The organism is Cupriavidus sp. GW823-FHT06D04 (assembly GCF_058795055.1).
On the sequence record NZ_JBXAHL010000006.1, the window covers coordinates 136,963 to 154,976 of the forward strand.

An 18,014-nucleotide genomic window follows, 5' to 3' on the forward strand; every position below is an offset into this window, starting at 1 on the left:
CACCATGGGCATCGACCTCTCGCTTCTCTGGATCGTCATCATCTTCTTCGGCGTGATGATGTACGTGGTGATGGACGGCTTCGACCTGGGCATCGGCATGCTTTACCCGTTCGTGCCGGACCGGCATGACCGCGATGTCATGATGAACACGGTGGCGCCGGTCTGGGACGGCAACGAGACCTGGCTGGTGCTCGGCGGCGCCGGGCTGCTGGCGGCGTTCCCGCTGGCGTATTCGGTGGTGCTGAGCGCGCTCTACCTGCCGCTGATGCTGATGTTGCTGGGCCTGATTTTCCGCGGCGTGGCGTTCGAGTTCCGCTTCAAGGCCAACGACCGCGAGCGCCCGGTGTGGGATGCCGCCTTTATCCTGGGCTCGGCCACGGCCAGTTTCTTCCAGGGCGTGGCGCTGGGCGCCTATATCGACGGCATCAAGCTGGAGGGCCACCGCTTTGCCGGCGGCCCGCTGGACTGGCTCACGCCCTTCCCGCTGTTCTGCGGCGTGGGGCTTATGGTGGCCTACACGGTGCTCGGCAGCACCTGGCTGATCATGAAGACAGAGGGCGAGCTGCAGCAGCGCATGATCAAGCTGACCGGCACGCTGGCGTGGCTGCTGCTGGCGGTGATCGCCGTGATCAGCCTGTGGACGCCGCTGACGCATCCCGAGATTGCCGAGCGCTGGTTCAGCCTGCCCAACCTGTTCTGGTTCTCGCCGGTGCCGATCCTGGTGGCGCTGTGCATGTTCATGCTCATGCGCGCGCTGCGGCACGAGCCGGATATCTCGCCGTTCATGTATGCGCTGGGGCTGGTGTTCCTGGGCTACAGCGGGCTGGCGATCAGTGTCTGGCCCAATATCATCCCGCCGGGCATCTCGATCTGGGATGCCGCCGCACCGCCGCAAAGCCAGGGCTTTGCGCTGGTGGGGGCGCTGTTCATCATTCCCTTCATCCTGATGTACACGGTGTGGGCCTACTACGTGTTCCGCGGCAAGGTGCGCCACGGCGAGGGCTACCACTGATGGATATGGATACACAGCGCCCGAGGACAGGGACGGGCAGCGGCACCTGGCTGCGCCGCATCGGCTGGCTGGTGCTGATCTGGGCCGCCAGCGTGGCGGCACTGGGCGTGGCCGCGTGGGTGCTGCGGATCATCATGCAGGGCGTCGGCTTGCGCAGCTGACGCCCCGTGCCCCGGTCAGTTGGCCTCAGAGCTGGACCGAGGCCTCGCCGATGCCATCGAACTCCGCAGTCACCAGGTCGCCAGCCGATGCATCCAGGATGCCGACCCAGGTGCCGGTGGTGACGACCGTGCCGGCCTCTACGCGTCGCCCGTCGCGCGTGGCGTGGCGCAGCCAGGCGACCAGCCCATAGGCCGGATCGCCCAGCGCGTGGGTGCCGCGGCGCTCGGTCGTTTGCGTGCCGATCCGCACCCGGCAATGCTGTGCCGCCCAGTCCCGCGCCGCATAGTCACGCCATTCGCCAAGCACCAGTGCGCCGTGGGACTGCAGGTCGGCCAGCTTCAGCAGCGCGGGCGCGGCGAGATACTGCCGCCAGCGCGAATCGACGACTTCAATCGACACCGCCATCGCATCGATCAGCCCGGCAGCGCCGGCGTAGTCGAGGGCGGCAGCCTGCGCGGCGTCAACGCCCTGCCCCAGCCGCAACGCAATCTCCGCCTCGATGCCGCGCCATGTGAAAGGCCAGTCGCCGGCATGCGCGGGGCTGGTCCAGACCCCGGCCGGCGGCAGTTGGGCATGCGTCAGCACCGCCTCGCGCGAGGCACCGCCGGATTTCCAGTAGCCGGCGCCTGTCGCTTGCCAGCCTAGCGCGCGGGCCACGGCCGACTGTACGGCGTAGGCCTGTTCCGCATTCTCAAGCGCGGTGGCAAATTGCCCTGCATCGGCGCAACCCTGTTCGCTACGCGCGCTGAGCAGGGCCTGCGCGACCCGATCGATATTGGAAGATGTCATGCCTTGGGTATGTCCTTGAATGAGGGATGAATATTGCCCGGTATCCCGCTCCCGGCAAGCGCGCGCAGCACGCTGCCGGGAGCGGGCCGGTCTCAGGAACCGCTGGCGCTGGGCGCGGTCCCACTGACGGCAGGCCCGTTTTCGTCGTCGGCGGCGGTCTCGCCCATGGCGCGACCGAAGGTTTCCGGCGCGAACTGCACGGCCAGCGCAAACACTGCGTACATCGCCGCGAGCATGCTGAACATGCCGCCAACGCCGTAGGTTTGGAACACGCGCCCGCTGATCAGCGGCGTCAGCGCCCCGGCCAGGGTGCCGAGCGCCAGGATCAGCGAGGTGCCGAATGCGCGCACGTGGGTGGGATACTGCTCCGGCGCGAAGATCCAGATCGACGTGTTCAGCAACACCACGCAGAACGTGAAGGCGGCGCCAAACAGCAGCACCAGGCCCACGTTATACGTCAGGAAGCCGAAGCACAACCCGGCCGCGCAGGCCAGCCCGGCGCCTATCGTCAGCACCCGCTTGCGCGGGAAGTGATAGCCGCAGTACGACGCCGCGAGCGCGCCGAACAGGCTGCCGCTCTGCATCACCATGGTGAAGAGAAAGCTCTTGGAGATGGTGTATCCCTGCGACATCAGGATGGTCGGCATCAGCGTCAGCACCGAGATCTGCGCGCCGTACGTCATGGACACCGCAATCCCCAGCGCGATCGTGCGCCGTCCCAGGCGGCCCTTGAAGATGTCGCTCAGGCGCACCCTGGTGCGCGGCGCCTCGTCCTGGATCGCGGCCTTGATATAGGGCGTCGGCTCGCCGTCGAGCTTGCCCAGGCGGCCGGATGCGAGCACCGACAGCACCAGGTTGGCCTCGTCCACGCGCCCCTTGGACAGCAGGAAGCGCGGCGTCTCCGGAATAAAGCGCCGGTAGAACACGACGAAGAATGCCGGCAGCACCAGGCAGGCAAACAGCCAGCGCCAGCTGTCCGGACCCGGGAACATGGCGAATACAGCCAGGCCGAAGGCCGGCGCCAGCATATTGCCCAGGCCGCCGCTGCCCACGCTGACTAGGCCCACCGCGGTACCGCGGAAGCGCGTCGAGCACAGCTCGGCCAGCATGGTCACGGCGATCGAGATCTCCCCGCCCAGGCCGATGCCGACGATAAAGCGGCCCGCCGCCAGCACGCCATAGTTCGGCGCCAGCGCGCAGATGATGGCGCCCAGCGTGAACAGCAGCAGGTTGGCGCTCAGCATCGTGCGCCTGCCGTAGCGGTCCGCGATATAGCCGGAGCCGATGCGTCCCAGCGCGGCGGCACTGAAGGTCAGCGTATTGAGAAAGCCGATCTCCGCCACCGAGATGCCCCACTGCTCGCGCAGCATGGGGCCGATCAGGCCGACGGCGTTCTGCTCGAAGACATCGAACATCACCCCGAGCATGATCATGAAGATGATCTTCTTGTGCGACGCCGTCACCCCGATGCCATCCATGGCCCGGTCGAGCTCATGCTGCTGTGGGGAATTCGGCGATTGAACTACAGTTTCTGCGCCCATCTTTGTCTCCTCCTCGTTTCGAGGTTGTCGCGGTGTGTCCGCGACCTTGTCGCCGCCGTGTCCGGCTGGCGTTTGTAGAGCAGCGATAAAACTTCGTTCCGGCGCGCGCCTATTCCAGCGCGGGCGTCGAGTGCGGCGGCCGGCGCGCGCGCAAGGCCTGCTCGGCCGCATAGGCCAGCCGTATCAACACGGGTTCGGTGAAGGGCAAGCCAAAGAACTCCAGCCCGACCGGCACGCCCTGGGGGGCATTGCCGTCCGGCGCCGAAAATCCGGCCGGAATCACGATGGCCGGAAATCCGGTGGCCGACGCGAGCACGCCGTTGCGCTCTGCCTGGGTCTCGCCGACCGGCACCACCAGGCGCCGCTGGTGCGGAAATGCCAGCGCGTCAAGCCGATGCCGCGCCATCAGGTCCTGCAGCCGCTGGCGCAATGCCTGCTGGCGCTGCAGGCGTTCGCGGTACTCTCCTTCCCGCTCGCTCAGCGCCGCTGCGGTGGCGAGGGTTCCCGCCACGCTTGGATGGACAGAACCGGCAGCGATGATGTCCTGCATCGATCGCACCGCGACGCCGGGGGGCAGCCCCGCCAGGTAGGCATCGAGATCGCGCTCCATCTCGTAGTGGTGCACAAGCGTGGACGCCAGCAGCTCATCCGGGCTGATGGCGTCGTCAAGGGCGACCAATTCGGCGCCTTGTGCAGCGATGGTGGCCAGCGCTGCCTGCATCACGGCGTTGACGGGACGGTGCACATCCTGGTCGCCGAAGAAATGGCGCAGCACGCCGATGCGCGCGCCCCTGAGTCCGTCGCGGTCAAGGCTGGCGGCATAGCTCGCCGGGATGTGAGGTGCACCCTGGCTGGTGACCGGGTCTGCCGGGTCATAGCCGGCGATGACATCGAGCAGCAGCGCCGTATCGGCAACGGTGCGGGTGATCGGGCCGATGGTGTCCTGCGTCAGCCCGCATGGGACCAGCCCGGCCCGGCTGATCAGGCCCATGGTCGGGCGCAGGCCGACCAGGTTGTTTGCCGAGGCCGGCGAGCGGATGGAATTGACCCCGTCGGTGCCGATGCCAAGCAGGCCGAAGCTGGCTGCGATGCCGGCGCCGGTCCCGCCGCTTGAACCGCCGGGCGTGCGCGTCAGGTCATAGGGATTAAGGGTCTGGCCAGACAAGGTGCTGACCGTCTCGCCGCCGGAGGCAAGCTCGTGCAGGTTGGTCTTGGCCAGCACAATGGCTCCCGCCTCGCGCAGCCGGCGGATCACGAAGGCATCGCCGGTGGACAGGTTGCCGCGCAGGCAGGCGGCGCCGGCGGTGGTTTCCATGCCGCCGCATTCGATGTTGTCCTTGACCAGCACCGGGATGCCATGCAGCGGCGCCAGCACCTGCGACGGGTTGCGCCCGGCCATGGCGTCGATGTGTCCGGCCTCTTCCAGCGCCTGCGGGTTGCGCTGCAGGATGCTGCGCAGGGCGGGACCGTCCTGGTCATAGGCCGAGATGCGCGCCAGGCATGCGCTGGCCAGTTGGCGCGCCGTCAGCCTGCCGTCGCGCATCGCGGCATGCGCGCTGGCGACGGTGGCTTCCACCACGCTGAACGGCGCGTGATGGCCGGGGTCGTCCGGCACCGGTTGGTACGAGTTTGTCATGAGAGCCTTCCATGCGCCGGCAAGGGCGCGAAGTGTTTGCGACGTGATGGGCAGGCGGGGCAGCGGCACGGTGCCGCACCCCGCTTTGTCTCGCTATCGGTTGACCAGGCGGGCAGGTATTGTCCAGATGCAGAACGCACCCAGCATCAGCATCCCGGCAATCATGTAGTAAGCACTGTTGCCGCTCTGGGTCACGTCGCGCAGGTAGCCGATCATGTAGCCGCTGGTAAAGCCGGCAAGGTTGCCGATCGAGTTGCTCATGGCGATGGCCGTGGCCAACGCCGCGCCGCTGAGGAAAGCCGTCGGCAGGGACCAGAACAGCGGCGTGCAGGTCAGGATGCCGGCTGCGGCGATCGACAGGAACACCAGGGACAGCGCGGTGTTGTGCATGACCCAGGGCAACGCCAGGAAGCCGATCGCGCCCATCATGCACGGGATGATCAGGTGCCAGCGCCGCTCGCGGTGCTTGTCGGCGCTGCGCCCGAAGAAGTACATCGCGACAATGGCCGCCATATACGGGATCGCGCTCAGCAGGCCGATATGGAGCGGGTCGCTGACACCGGTCGACCTGATGAACGTGGGCAGCCAGAGCGTGATGCCGTACTGGCCCGTGACATAGCAGAAGCAGATCAGGCTGATCAGCCAGACGCGCGGATCGGTAAACACCTTGCCGACGCGTGCCTGCGGGTCCACCGCCTTGACGTCTTCCGACTTGGCCAGTTCAAGGATCTGCTTCTCCGCGCTGGTCAGCCATTTGGCCTTGGCAATGGAGTTGTCCAGGTAGTAGAAGCAGAAGCACCCCAGCAGCACCGCCGGCACCGCCTCGATGAAGAACATCCATTGCCAGCCGCCCAGGCCAGCCACGCCGGCCATGCTGCCCATCAGGTAGCCGGACAGCGGATTGCCGATGATGCCGGACAGCGGCGAACCCATGCAGTAGATGGCCATGATCTTGGCACGCCGGTGCGACGGGTACCAGCACGACAGGTAGTACACGATGCCTGGCGTGAAGCCGGCTTCGGCCAGCCCCAGCAGGAAGCGCAGCGTGTAGAACTGGGTTGGCGTCTGCACGAACGCAAAGCACGCGGAGAGTAGCCCCCACGTGATCATGATCCGGCCGATCCACACCTTGGCGCCAAACTTGTGCAATGCCAGGTTGCTCGGCACCTCGAACAGGAAGTAGCCGATAAAGAAAATCCCGGCGCCCAGCCCGTAGACGGTCTCGCTGAAGCCCAGTTGCTGCGACATCTGGAGCTTGGCAAAACCTACGTTGACACGATCGAGATAAGCGATCAGGAAGCAGACCATCAGGAATGGCACCAGCCTCCAGCTCACCTTGCGATAGGTCGCATCCTCGAACGTCCTGATCTTTGTTCCCGCCTGCAGGGTTGTATCCACAGCGTCTCCTCTGTTTTTTGTCAGGTACGGCAGTGCTGCGCTGATCCGTTGCGATCAGTCCGGCGGGGGCGTTGTGCACGCGCGGCGCCCGCCCCCGTCTCGGATGGCAGAGGCTCTCGTCAGGCGGCAGCCTTGAGCGACAGCGGCGTGGCGTGCGCGGCGAGATAGTCCATCGCGGCAACGGTGCCGCTGCCCGCGAGCGGCACGCCCGAGATCTTCAGGCCCATCTCGCAGCCGGCCAGCGTGGCCATCAGCGTGAGGTCGTTGCAGTCGCCCAGATGGCCGATGCGGAACATGCGGCCCTTGACCTTGCCCAGGCCGGCGCCGAGCGACATGTTGAAGCGGTCATAGATGTTCCTGCGCACCACGTCCGCGTCTATCCCCTCGGGCATCATCACGCCGGTCAGCACCGGGCTGTAGACGGCGGGGTCCGCGCACTGGATCTCCAGGCCCCAGGCCTTGACCGCGCGGCGGCAGGCTTCGGCCAGGCGCTGGTGGCGGGCGAAGACGTTGTCCAGCCCTTCCTCAAGGATCATGTCGAGGGCTTCGGACAGGCCATAGAGCAGGTTCGTGCTGGGGGTGTAGGGCCAGTAGCCGGTCCGGTTCATCTCGATGATTTCATCCCAGCCCCAGAAGCTGCGCGGCAGCCGGGCCGTGCGGGAGGCTGCGATGGCCTTGGGCGACACCGCATTGAAGCTGATGCCAGGCGGCAGCATCAGGCCCTTCTGCGAGCCGGACACTGTTACGTCCACGCCCCACTCGTCATGCCGGTAATCGGCGGACGCCAGCCCGGAAATGGTGTCGACCAGCAGCAGCGCCGGGTGCCCGGCCGCATCGATGGCGCGGCGCACGGCGGCGATATCCGAGGTCACGCCGGTCGAGGTCTCGTTGTGCACCACGCACACCGCCTTGATCGCATGCGCGCTGTCGGCACGCAGGCGGGCCTCGATCATGTCGGCCTGCACCCCGTGGCGCCAGCCCTCTAGGCCCGGGAGGCCGAGGAATTCGGGCTTGATTCCCAGGTTCTCGGCCATCTTCTTCCACAGCGTGGAGAAGTGGCCGGTTTCGAACATCAGCACCGTGTCGCCGGGGCTCAGCGTGTTCGACAGCGCCGCTTCCCAGGCGCCAGTGCCCGAAGCCGGATAGATCACCACCGGCTGCTCGGTCTTGAAGATCTTCTTGATGCCGTCCAGCACCTTGAGGCCCAGCGCGCCGAATTCCGGGCCGCGATGGTCGATGGTCGGATAGCTGATGGCGCGCAGGATGCGATCGGGAACCGGGCTCGGTCCGGGGATCTGCAGGAAGTGGCGGCCGGCGGGATGGAAGTTGAGATTCAGCATTTGACTCCTCCTGTTGAGTTTTGAATGCAAAATACTTTATCAGAGGAGTGACGGAAAAACAGGGGAGATTGCGCGGAAATCATCTAGCGTTTACCCCGCATAACAAGGGTTTACCTGCGTTTTTGAGTTCCAGTTGAGAGTCTGCTAAAATTGAATTCAATCACGTGATAGGAATTTTGAATGCAAATTTCCGCCACTTCCGGCTCGGATTCGCCGGCCCCGGTACTACCCAGGCTCGAACGGCAACGCTTGCACGACACCGTGGTGGCCCACCTGCGCACGTTCATTGTCGAGGGCACCCTGGAACCGGGCAGGAAGCTCAATGAGCGCGAACTGTGCGAGACCCTGGGCATCTCCCGCACGCCACTGCGCGAGGCCCTGAAGGTGCTGGCGGCAGAGGGGCTGATCGATATCTCGCCCAACCGCGGGGCGACCGTATCGCGCCTGTCCGGCGCGGAGATCCAGGACACGTTTGAGCTGATGAGCGGGCTGGAAGCCTTTTCCGGCGAACTGGCCTGCGAACGCATCACGGCCGTCGAACTGGCCGAGATCAAGGCCCTGCACTATGCGATGCTGGCCTGCCGGGCAAATGACGACCTCCCCGGCTATTACCGCATCAATCACCAGATCCATGACCGCATCAACCTGGCGGCCCGCAATTCGGCGCTGCGCCAGACCTATCTGTCGGTGAACCGGCGGCTGCAGGCGCTGCGCTTCCGCTCCAACTATCAGAAGCCGAAGTGGGACAGCGCCATCCGCGACCACGAAGAGATGCTGCAGGCACTTGAAGCGCGCGATGGCAAGCGCCTTGCCGCCATCCTGCGCCAGCACCTGCTGGACAAGCGCGACGCGGTGCTGCTGATCCAGGCAAGCGATGCCGGCGGCATGCCGCAAGCATAGGACGCTGGCGCCACCCTCACCTCAAGAATCCGAATAGCCCCATCAGCATTCTTTGCCCCGCTGTCACCATGGTGACAACCCCGGTTCTTACTCTGCGAGCGCATTGCGGCAAACGCAATCGGCCACGCGGCACCTGCCGCCGGCACACAACAACGCAGACGAACAGGGGAATCAAAGATGGCAGGGAACCTTGCACCGGGCAGCCTGGCGGGGATGGCGCGCGGCCGTGTGCTGGCCGGCACCGTGATCGCCGCACTGGCAGCAACACTGGCGGGCTGCGGCGGCGGCGATGACGCCGCGCCGGCAGCCGCACCGAACGACACCACCATCAAGACCCCGCCGCCAGCCGGTGCCGGCGGCCCGCGCGTGCTGCTGGTGGGCGTGGACGGTGCCACCTATGCCCAGGTGCAGGGCGCACTCCTGCGGCGTGAGCTGCCCAACCTGGCCCAGCTGAACCTGGTGCCCACCGCTACCGGGGGCATGCCCGGCACCATCACCGCGCAGCCGCCGCTGGACGCGCCCAGCTGGGCCACGGTGCTGACCGGCGCCTGGGCCAACCGCCACGGCATCGAAGACGATACCGGCAGCACCGCACTGCAGGCCCCCACCGTATTCCGCTACCTGCGCGCGGCCGGCAAACCCGGCCTGCAGCAGGGCGCATCCACCAGTTCGGGGGCGCTGCCTGGCCTGCTCAAGGCCGAGCAGGAAGCTGGCATGCTCGATACGCTGGTTGACTGCGCCGGGGTCGACAGCTGCGTCACGCAGAACGCCGTACGGCAAGTGCAGTCCGGCTATGGCGTGGTGTTTGCGCAATACAGCGCGCCGGCACAGGCGGCGGAAGCCGGCGGCTTCGGCAACGGCGCCTATGCCACGGCCCTCGCGGGCATCGACAAGGCGCTGGGCGAACTGCTCGGCGCCGTCGCCGCGCGCCACCAGGGGCAGCCGGCCGAAGACTGGCTGGTGATGGTCACCACCAGCCACGGCCTGGATGCCACCGGCGCCACCACCACGGTGCCGACGGTGGAGAACCGCACCGCCTTCCTCGCCACCAACAAGACGCTCAACGGCGCGCTGGCCAGACCTGGCGCAGCAGCGCCGGACACCCCGGCGGACCTGTCCGCGCTGCCGACCGAAGCCGACATCGTCCCCACCCTGCTGGCCCATGCCGGCGTGGCGCTTGACCCGGCCACCACGCGGCTGGACGGTTCGGCGTTGACCACCGCCACCGCAGGCGTGCGCGCCATCGGCGCCAGCATCAGCCAGTACAACGACGCCATCACGCTGAGCTGGCAGAACCCGACCGAAGCCTTCGGCGTCACCCGCGTGCTGCGCGACGGCGTGCAGATCGCCTCGCTGGGACCGGAGGTGCGGCAGTTCACCGACAAGGCCTTCAACATGGCCACGGGCCTGTACCAGTTCAACTACACGCTGGTGCGCAATGACGTGCCGGTGTCGTACCTGGCGCAGATCCACTACGTCAAGCCGGTCACGCTGGCGCCGACGCTGCTCAATGGCCTGGCCACGTACTTCAGCCTCGACAGCAAGCCGTTCGCCGACGCGAAGAACGCCGCCACGCTCGGCCCGTGGGTGGCAAGCCTTGATGGCGGCACGCTGGCTGCCGACAACTTCAGCGGCCAGTCGCTGCAGCTGGACTCGCGTGTCGACAGCTACAAGCTGGCTTACAACGCTGCCGATATCGCGCAAAGCCCGCAGTTCACCATCGGCTTCTGGTTCCGCACCGACTGCACCCAGGGCAACGGCACCGGCGAGCCCATCCTGTCCAACAAGAACTACATCTCGGGCGCCAACCCCGGCATTGCCGTCGCGCTGTTCGGCAGCTGCGAGATCCGCTTCAACCTTGGCAGCGGCAGCGGCAAGCGCGACGACATCAACGGCATGAAGGTGTCGGCCAACCAGTGGGCCTACCTGGCGCTGTCGGTCGATGCGGCAGCCAAACGCTTCAGCGCTTATGTCATCGATCCGGTGCTGGGCGTGCAGAAGACCGAGAACAAGGCAATCGCCAACACCGACGTGACCAAGCTGGCCGGGCTCGGCACCGGCTGGGGCGTGAACGACGATGCCACGCACAACTACGTGGGCAACAACCCCGGCGCGCTCAAGGGCGTGATGGGCTTCAACGACCTGGCGATGTGGACGCGAGTGCTGTCGCTGGACGAGTTGAAGGCCGTCACCGGCGCACGCCAGCCGCTGTCCACGCTGAATCCATAAATCCGGCCGGAACCCGTTTCGTCATGGAACGGGTTCCTCACCGACCCTTACCCCCGCCCGATCCCCTGCAGGAGATTGACACCATGACTTTCCGACCTTCCACCCTGGCGCGGCCGCACTGGCTCGCCGCCCTGCTGATGTGCGCAGCACTCGCCGCCTGCGGCGGCGACTCCGGCGAAAGCCCCACCGGCTCGCCCAACGCGGCACCAACCACGCCGGGTGCCCCGGGCACCGGCGGCAACCCCGGCCAGGGGAATGGCAGCGACCGGCCGGGCGAGACGCCCGCCGTGAAGCCGCAACTGCGCTGCGCGCCCTGAAGCCGGGCCTGGCCCGTCTCCCCCTCCAGAAACCACCCGGCACAGAATCCATGAACCCGCAAAGCAGACGCAACTTCCTCAAGCTCGCCGGCGGCAGCGCCGCCGCCACCGCCGCGCTGGCGGCCTTCCCGCCGTCCATCCGCCGCGCGCTGGCGATCCCGGCCAACAACGCCACCGGCACCATCCGCGACGTCGAGCACGTGGTCATCCTGATGCAGGAAAACCGCTCGTTCGACAATTACTTCGGCACGCTGCGTGGCGTGCGCGGCTTTGGCGACCGCTTCCCGATCCCGCTGGCGGGCGGCCTGAATGTGTGGCAGCAGACCTATACTAACGGCAGCACCACCCGCACCGTGCTGCCTTACCACCTCGACAGCAGTTCCGGCAATGCGCAGCGCGTCAGCGGCACGCCGCACTCGTACCCGGATGCGCAGAACGCCTGGGACCTGGGCCGCATGAACAAGTGGCCGACCTACAAGCAGACCCAGTCGATGGGCTACTACACCGAAGCCGAACTGGACTTCCAGGTGGCCCTGGCCAATGCCTTCACCCTCTGCGACGCCTATCACTGCAGCTTCCATGGCGGCACCAACTCCAACCGCCTGTTCCACTGGACCGGCACCAATGACCCCAGCGGCGCCAACGGCGGGCCGGTGATCGACAACAGCGGCGACTCGTTCACGGGGTCGGCCCCGCCCTACACCTGGAAGACCTACCCGGAGCGCCTGGAAGCCGCCGGCGTGAGCTGGAAGGTCTACCAGAACATGCCGGACAACTTCACCGACAACCCGCTGGCGGGCTTCAAGCAATACCGCGACGCCAACGCCGCGCGCGGCAACCAGGCCAACGGCAGCCCCTACCCGGCATACACCAGCGCCGACGAAGCCATCAGCCCGCTGCTCAAGGGCGTGGCCAACACCATGCCTGACGGCGGCTTCCTGCAATCGCTGCGCGACGACGTTGCCGCGGGCAAGCTGCCGCAGGTGTCGTGGATCGTGGCGCCGGCGACGTACTCGGAGCACCCCGGGCCTTCCAGCCCGGTGCAGGGCGCCTGGTATACGCAAGAGGTGCTGAATGCCCTGACCGCCAACCCGGCGGTGTGGAGCAAGACCGTGCTGCTGATCAACTTCGACGAGAACGACGGCTACTTTGACCACGTGCCGCCGCCGTGCGCGCCCGCCTACGACGGCGACACGCTGGCCGGCGCCACCACGCTCGACCCACAACAGGTCAGGCCGGAATACCACGTCGACAAGCACCCCTACGGCCCCGGCCCGCGCGTGCCGATGTACGTGGTCTCGCCATGGAGCCGCGGCGGCTGGGTCAACTCGCAGGTGTCCGACCACACCTCGGTGCTGCGCTTCCTGGAAGCCCGCTTTGGCGTGGCCGAGACCAATATCAGCAGCTTCCGCCGCGCGGTGGCGGGCGACCTGACCTCGGCCTTCAACTTCGTCAGCCCAAACACCAACCCGCTGCCCACGCTGCCCAGCCGCGACAAGGCCAGCGCCGATGCCATCCGCACCGCGCAAGGCGTGCTGCCGCAAGTACCGCTGCCATCGGCCAGCAGCCAGCAGATGCCGCAGCAGGAGACCGGCACGCGCCCGTCGCGCGCCCTGCCCTATGAGCTGCACGTGAGCGCCCGAGAAGACGCCCGCGACCAGCGCGCGGTGTGGCTGCTGTTCAGCAACACCGGCACGGCGGCGGCGGTGTTCCACGTCTACGACCGCCTGCACCTGGACCGCGTGCCGCGCCGCTACATGGTCGAACCGGGCAAGGAACTGCATGGCAGCTGGGACGTCTTTGCCAGCGACGACGGCAAGTACGACCTGTGGGTGCTTGGCCCCAACGGCTTCCACCGCGCCTTCCGCGGCAATGCGGGGGCCGTGACCGCGGCGGGTGCCAGCGCCCCGGAGATCCGCGTCTGCTATGACATCGCCAATGCCGCGGTGTACGTGGACATGATCAACACCGGCAGCGCCCCCTGCACCTTCACCGTGCAGCCCAACGCCTACCGCACCGACGGTCCCTGGACCTACGAGGTGCCGGCCGGCATGCAGCTGCAGCAGCACTGGCCCGTGGCCCGCCAGGGCAACTGGTACGACTTCACCGTCACCACCGCGCAAGGCGGCTTCACGCGCCGCTTCGCCGGGCGCATCGAGACCGGCAAGGACAGCGTGTCCGATCCGGCGATGGGCCTCAACGGCTGACGCGCACGTCGCCTGACGGGCAGCGCTACGCCCGCCCCCGGCCGCTCCGGCCGCGGGCGGGCGTCGCCGTTTTGTCATATTGGCCCGCTAGACTGCGCGGTCGTCCGGGCCTGTCCGGGCTGTCCCCCAACTTTCCTGCGGATAACCATGCTTGGCGACCTGCTGATGACCTTTTTCGAAGTGGCGCGCCAGGGCAGCATCACCATGGCGGCGAGGCAGTTGCACATCAGCCAGCCCACCGTCACCGGCCGCATCCGCCAGCTTGAAGAGACCTACGGCGTGGAACTGTTCCACCGCCGCGCCAGCCGCGTCGACCTGAGCGACGTGGGCGTGGCGCTGATGCCGGTGGTCGAGCAATTGATGCAGCAGGAAGGCAATGCCGACTACCTGCTGCGCAACGCCGGCAACCTGCGCTTCGGCAACCTGCGCATCGGCGCCACCGGCCCCTACTACATCCTGCGCGCGGTGGCGGCGTTCCGCCAGCGCTACCCGGCGATCGACGTGAGCCTGGACATCGGCAATTCGCAGCAGATGCTGGAGGCGCTGTTCGAGTACCGCATCGACGCCGCGGTGTCGTCGCACCCGGTGGACGACGACCGGCTTGCCTGCATCCGGCTGGCGTCGGACCCGATGGTGCTGGTGGTCCATCCGGACCATGCGCTGGCGCGGCTGCCGCAGGTCGAGCTGCCGCAACTGCGCGGCTGCCACCTGCTGGTGCGCGAGCACGGCTCGATGACGCGCAAGGCCACCGAGACGGCGCTGGCCGCGTGCGGGCTGGAGCTGCCGCCGCACACCGTGATCGGCAGCCGCGAGGCCATCTACGAGGCCATCCGCCAGGGCCTGGGCGCCAGCGTGGTGCCGCTGGGCGAGGTTCCGCGCGACCCGCTGCTGCGCGTGGTGCCGTTCGCGCAAGGCGCGCCGGTGCTGCATGAATACCTATACTGCCTGCAGAGCCGGCGCGAGACTCGGCTGGTCGGCGCCTTCCTGGACTGCGTGGCGCTGGACGAGCCGACCGCCGCCACCCACGCCGCTTGACACCCGCATGCTTGCCGCGGCAGATAAAGCGCCAATGCCGGTATCGGAAAACTTGGGTCCTTCATCACCGCGCGGTCACCACGCCGCGCCAAGCTTGCCGGTTTCGCCAACTGAGCTATCGCGCATGCCCGCTGCCCCCCGCCTCGCCCTGTTTGACCTCGACCACACCCTGCTGCCGCTGGACAGCGAGTATGAATGGGCTCGCTACCTCGTCGCCGTGGGCGGCGCCGAGGCCGCCGAGATCGATGCGCACAATGCGCGCTGGCTGGCCGCCTACCAGGCCGGGCGCCTGGACTTTGCCGCCCATGCCCGCTTTGCCCTGGGCCTGCTGGCACGCCACCCGCGCCAACGCCTCACGCAATGGCGCGCGGACTTCATGCGTGAGGTGATCATGCCCGCGATCCGGCCCGATGCGCTCGACCTGCTGGCACGCCACCTCACCGCCGGCGACCTGTGCTGCATCGTCACCGCCACCTGCCGCTTTGTCACCGAGCCGATCGCGCGCCAGCTAGGCGTGCCGCACCTGCTGGCGGTAGAAGCCGAACACGACGCGCATGGCGAATTCACCGGCGCGCTGGCGGGCGTACCGGCCTTCGGCCCCGGCAAGGTGCTGCGGGTGCTGGCGTGGCTCGACACGCTGGGCATTACGCACACGGCGCTCGCGCAGGCCACCTTCTACAGCGACTCCCGCAACGACCTGCCGCTGCTCGAAAGCGTTGGCCACCCGGTCGCCGTCAATCCGGATTCAACGCTGCGAGACACGGCCGAGGCACGCGGGTGGCCGGTCTTGCACCTGTTCGGCACGGCCGGCGTGCCCACCGCCTGAGCCCATGCACCCGCACGCCGGCTTCCCCGAGTACGACCAGCTGCTGGCCTTGCTGGATACGGGCAGCCACGTGCTGGATACGCGGGTGGTCTGCGAAACCATGGTGCAGGGCCGTCGCTTCGGCGTCCATGCCGCCACGCTCGGCAGCCGCGATCCGGGCGCGCCCGCGATCGGCATCTTCGGCGGCATCCACGGGCTGGAGCGCATCGGCACGCAACTGGTGCTGGACTACCTGCGCTCGGTGCTGAGCCGGCTGGCGTGGGACGAGTTGCTGCACCGCGAGCTGCAGTCGGTGCGGCTGGTATTCATGCCGATCGTCAACCCCGGTGGCATGTGGGCCGGCACCCGCGCCAACCCAAACGGCGTCGACCTGATGCGCAACGGCCCGCAGGACGCCGATGCGCGCGTGCCCTTCCTGGCCGGCGGCCAGCGCATCGGCGCCTGGCTGCCCTGGTACCGCGGCCCGGCGGGCGCGCCGATGGAAGCGGAAAGCCGCGCGCTGCTGCGCGTGGTGCAGGAAGAACTGCTGCCGCGCCCGCTCAGCTTTGCGGTGGACTGCCATTCAGGCTACGGCTGGCGCGACAGCATCTGGTTTCCGTACGCGGGCACGCGCCGGCCGATGGCGCACCTGCCCGAGATGTACCTGCTCAAGACGCTGTTCGAGCAGGCCCACCCGCACCACGGCTACACCTTCGAGCCGCAAAGCCACCAGTACCTGCTGCACGGCGACCTGTGGGACCATGCCTATGACCTGACGCCGCACGGCAACCTGTTCCTGCCGATGACGCTGGAACTGGGCTCGTGGCTGTGGATCAAGAAAAACCCGCGCCAGCTGTTCTCGCGCGAGGGCATCTTCAACCCGATCAAGGCGCACCGCACCGCACGCGTGCTGCGCCGACATGTGAGCCTGTTCGACTTCCTGGGCCGCGTGGCCTTTGCACCAGATCGCTGGCTGCCGCGCGGCGCGCAGCGCGACGACCTGCTGCTGCAGGCACGCGCACACTGGCAGACGGAGGCGCCGCCATGAGCCGATGGGTATTCTTGCGGGGACTGACGCGGGAATCGCGCCACTGGGGAAGCTTGCCGGCGCGCTGGGAAGCGGCCGGGCTGGGGCGGCCACTGCTGCCCGACCTGCCCGGCAACGGCGCGCTGTCCGCGCAGCCGGCGCCGTGGAGCGTGCCTGAGATGGTCACCGCGGTGCGGCGCCAGTTGTCTGCCGCCGGCGCGCCCGGACCATACCGCGTGCTGGCGATGTCGCTCGGCGCGATGGCCGCGACCGAGTGGGCCAGCGCCTATCCGGACGAAGTCGGCGGCCTGGTGCTGGTCAATACCAGCATGCGGCCGTTCTGCACGCCGGCGCAGCGCCTGCGGCCGCGCAACTGGGGCAAGCTGCTGCGCGTGGCGCAGCGCTGGCAAGACCGCGCATACTGCGAGCGGACTATCCATGCCATCACCTGTGCGCGCACCGATACGCTGGCGCGCGACATCGAGACCTGGCAGGCCATTGCCGCCGACGCACCGGTGAGCCGCCAATCCGCGCTGGCACAGTTGCTGGCCGCAGCCCGCTATCGTGCCCCGGCCAGTGCGCCGCGCTGTCCGGCGCTGCTGCTTGCCTCGGCGGCCGACCGCCTGGTCAACCCGGTGTGCTCGGCGCGCATCGCGCAAGCCTGGGACGCCCAGTTGCTGACACACCACTGGGCCGGGCATGACCTGCCCCACGATGACCCGCAGTGGCTGTGCAATGCCGTCGCCGGCTCGGTGGTGCTAAGCCGCGGCTAAGGCCTGCTCCGCCGGCATGGCACTTGTCAGCAGCGCCGCCGCGGCATCCAGCCGGTCCGGCGTGCCAAACAGCCGTGCACTGGTCAAGCCGTTCTGCAACGCCCCGAACACCACCTGCGCCAGCTGCTGCGGCGGCGCCGGATAGGGCGCCTTGCGCTGCGCGGCGGCGCGCTCGAACAAACGGGCCAGCCATTGCTCATTGAGGCGGATAAAGTCCTGCATCGCGGCGCGCACCGCGTCTGGCAGCATCAGCACGTCGGCCGACAGCATGCCCACCAGGCAAGCCTGGTCGGTGCCGGCACCCGCGAGCAAAGGTGCAAGGTATTGCCGCGCCTGCTCGGCAGGAGGCAGGCCGGCGTCGATCGCATCCAGGCGCGCCCGCCTGCGGGTGCCGTATTCGCGCACCGCTTCCAGCACCAGGTCGTCCTTGGACGGGAAGTAATAATGGATGCTCGAGGTCTTGACCCCGACCAGGTCGGCCAGGTCGCGGTAGCTGAAGCCGTTGAACCCCCTGCGGCGGATCACCACCAGCGCATGTTCGACCAGTTGCTCGCGTACGGATCGGGTGTTCATGGCATCAACTCCATCGTCTTGCTGCCGCGCCGTTCAGGCCGGCAGCGTTTGTGCGATCAGCGTGATGAGGGACCCGCTTGCGAAGCAAAGCCCTACCCATCCGCCAAGGATCAGCGCAGTGTCACGCCAACGCATGATCAACTCCTGAAGACGGGCCGCACGCTGGCGGCCCGGCGGGTTTCAATGGCCGGCATCACACCGGCCGGCTCTCAGGCGATGGCGCCGTCGGTATAGGGGTCAGCCTTGCCCACGCGCGCACCGTCGGTGTAC

Annotated in this window: 16 protein-coding genes; 10 read left to right on the plus strand and 6 right to left on the minus strand. The window is 67.7% G+C overall.

Going from position 1 to position 18,014, the window contains the following annotated elements; all coding sequences use genetic code 11:
- The first annotated feature begins 4 nt into the window (after positions 1 to 4).
- On the plus strand, positions 5 to 1,012 hold the full coding sequence (gene cydB / locus AC1Q7H_RS11395; protein WP_035816234.1) for a cytochrome d ubiquinol oxidase subunit II: 1,008 nt from the start codon (positions 5 to 7) through the stop codon (positions 1,010 to 1,012).
- On the plus strand, positions 1,012 to 1,173 hold the full coding sequence (locus AC1Q7H_RS11400; protein ID WP_211981264.1) for a DUF2474 domain-containing protein: 162 nt from the start codon (positions 1,012 to 1,014) through the stop codon (positions 1,171 to 1,173). The genes cydB and AC1Q7H_RS11400 overlap by 1 nt, the downstream gene beginning before the upstream one ends.
- A gap of 25 nt (positions 1,174 to 1,198) precedes the next feature.
- Here AC1Q7H_RS11400 and AC1Q7H_RS11405 read toward each other — a convergent pair whose 3' ends face one another.
- The 5 genes from AC1Q7H_RS11405 to AC1Q7H_RS11425 all read right to left on the minus strand — a co-directional run bounded on the left by AC1Q7H_RS11405 (position 1,199) and on the right by AC1Q7H_RS11425 (position 7,878).
- Entirely contained in the window at positions 1,199 to 1,963 is a 765-nt protein-coding gene (locus AC1Q7H_RS11405) for a fumarylacetoacetate hydrolase family protein (RefSeq protein WP_211981262.1), read from the minus strand.
- Between the two features lie 92 nt (positions 1,964 to 2,055).
- Positions 2,056 to 3,504: an MFS transporter gene (locus AC1Q7H_RS11410; RefSeq protein ID WP_211981254.1), complete on the minus strand. Its 1,449-nt coding sequence runs from the start codon at positions 3,502 to 3,504 to the stop codon at positions 2,056 to 2,058.
- A gap of 109 nt (positions 3,505 to 3,613) precedes the next feature.
- Positions 3,614 to 5,140, minus strand: coding sequence for an amidase family protein (locus AC1Q7H_RS11415; protein ID WP_211981251.1), 1,527 nt, complete (start codon positions 5,138 to 5,140; stop codon positions 3,614 to 3,616).
- 93 nt (positions 5,141 to 5,233) lie between these two features.
- Entirely contained in the window at positions 5,234 to 6,538 is a 1,305-nt protein-coding gene (locus tag AC1Q7H_RS11420) for an MFS transporter (protein ID WP_211981249.1), read from the minus strand.
- Positions 6,539 to 6,657: 119 nt separating this feature from the next.
- Positions 6,658 to 7,878, minus strand: coding sequence for a pyridoxal-phosphate-dependent aminotransferase family protein (locus AC1Q7H_RS11425; protein ID WP_211981247.1), 1,221 nt, complete (start codon positions 7,876 to 7,878; stop codon positions 6,658 to 6,660).
- Between the two features lie 180 nt (positions 7,879 to 8,058).
- On the opposite strand from AC1Q7H_RS11425, the gene AC1Q7H_RS11430 reads away from it, so the two are divergent.
- The 8 genes from AC1Q7H_RS11430 (at position 8,059) to AC1Q7H_RS11465 (ending at position 17,171) form a co-directional block, all read left to right on the plus strand.
- Positions 8,059 to 8,778 carry a GntR family transcriptional regulator gene (locus tag AC1Q7H_RS11430; RefSeq protein WP_153953911.1) on the plus strand — a complete coding sequence of 240 codons (720 nt, stop codon included), beginning with the start codon at positions 8,059 to 8,061 and terminating at the stop codon, positions 8,776 to 8,778.
- A gap of 177 nt (positions 8,779 to 8,955) precedes the next feature.
- Positions 8,956 to 11,007: a hypothetical protein gene (locus AC1Q7H_RS11435; protein ID WP_492377993.1), complete on the plus strand. Its 2,052-nt coding sequence runs from the start codon at positions 8,956 to 8,958 to the stop codon at positions 11,005 to 11,007.
- A gap of 83 nt (positions 11,008 to 11,090) precedes the next feature.
- Positions 11,091 to 11,324 (plus strand): hypothetical protein, encoded by a 234-nt coding sequence (locus AC1Q7H_RS11440; protein WP_211981243.1) that lies wholly within the window; start codon positions 11,091 to 11,093, stop codon positions 11,322 to 11,324.
- Positions 11,325 to 11,374: 50 nt separating this feature from the next.
- Entirely contained in the window at positions 11,375 to 13,531 is a 2,157-nt protein-coding gene (locus AC1Q7H_RS11445; protein ID WP_211981242.1) for a phosphocholine-specific phospholipase C, read from the plus strand.
- 147 nt (positions 13,532 to 13,678) lie between these two features.
- Complete coding sequence (locus tag AC1Q7H_RS11450; RefSeq protein WP_013952795.1) at positions 13,679 to 14,566, plus strand: LysR substrate-binding domain-containing protein; 888 nt, start codon at positions 13,679 to 13,681, stop codon at positions 14,564 to 14,566.
- A gap of 124 nt (positions 14,567 to 14,690) precedes the next feature.
- Positions 14,691 to 15,392: an HAD family hydrolase gene (locus tag AC1Q7H_RS11455; RefSeq protein ID WP_211981241.1), complete on the plus strand. Its 702-nt coding sequence runs from the start codon at positions 14,691 to 14,693 to the stop codon at positions 15,390 to 15,392.
- 4 nt (positions 15,393 to 15,396) lie between these two features.
- Positions 15,397 to 16,419 (plus strand): M14 family zinc carboxypeptidase, encoded by a 1,023-nt coding sequence (locus AC1Q7H_RS11460; RefSeq protein WP_153953916.1) that lies wholly within the window; start codon positions 15,397 to 15,399, stop codon positions 16,417 to 16,419.
- A complete protein-coding gene (locus AC1Q7H_RS11465; protein ID WP_153953917.1) occupies positions 16,416 to 17,171 on the plus strand; it encodes an alpha/beta fold hydrolase in 756 nt (251 codons plus the stop codon). Before AC1Q7H_RS11460 ends, AC1Q7H_RS11465 begins: the two co-directional genes overlap by 4 nt.
- Here AC1Q7H_RS11465 and AC1Q7H_RS11470 read toward each other — a convergent pair.
- Positions 17,157 to 17,744 carry a TetR/AcrR family transcriptional regulator gene (locus tag AC1Q7H_RS11470; RefSeq protein WP_492381314.1) on the minus strand — a complete coding sequence of 196 codons (588 nt, stop codon included), beginning with the start codon at positions 17,742 to 17,744 and terminating at the stop codon, positions 17,157 to 17,159. The genes AC1Q7H_RS11465 and AC1Q7H_RS11470 overlap by 15 nt on opposite strands.
- Between the last annotated feature and the right edge of the window lie 270 nt (positions 17,745 to 18,014).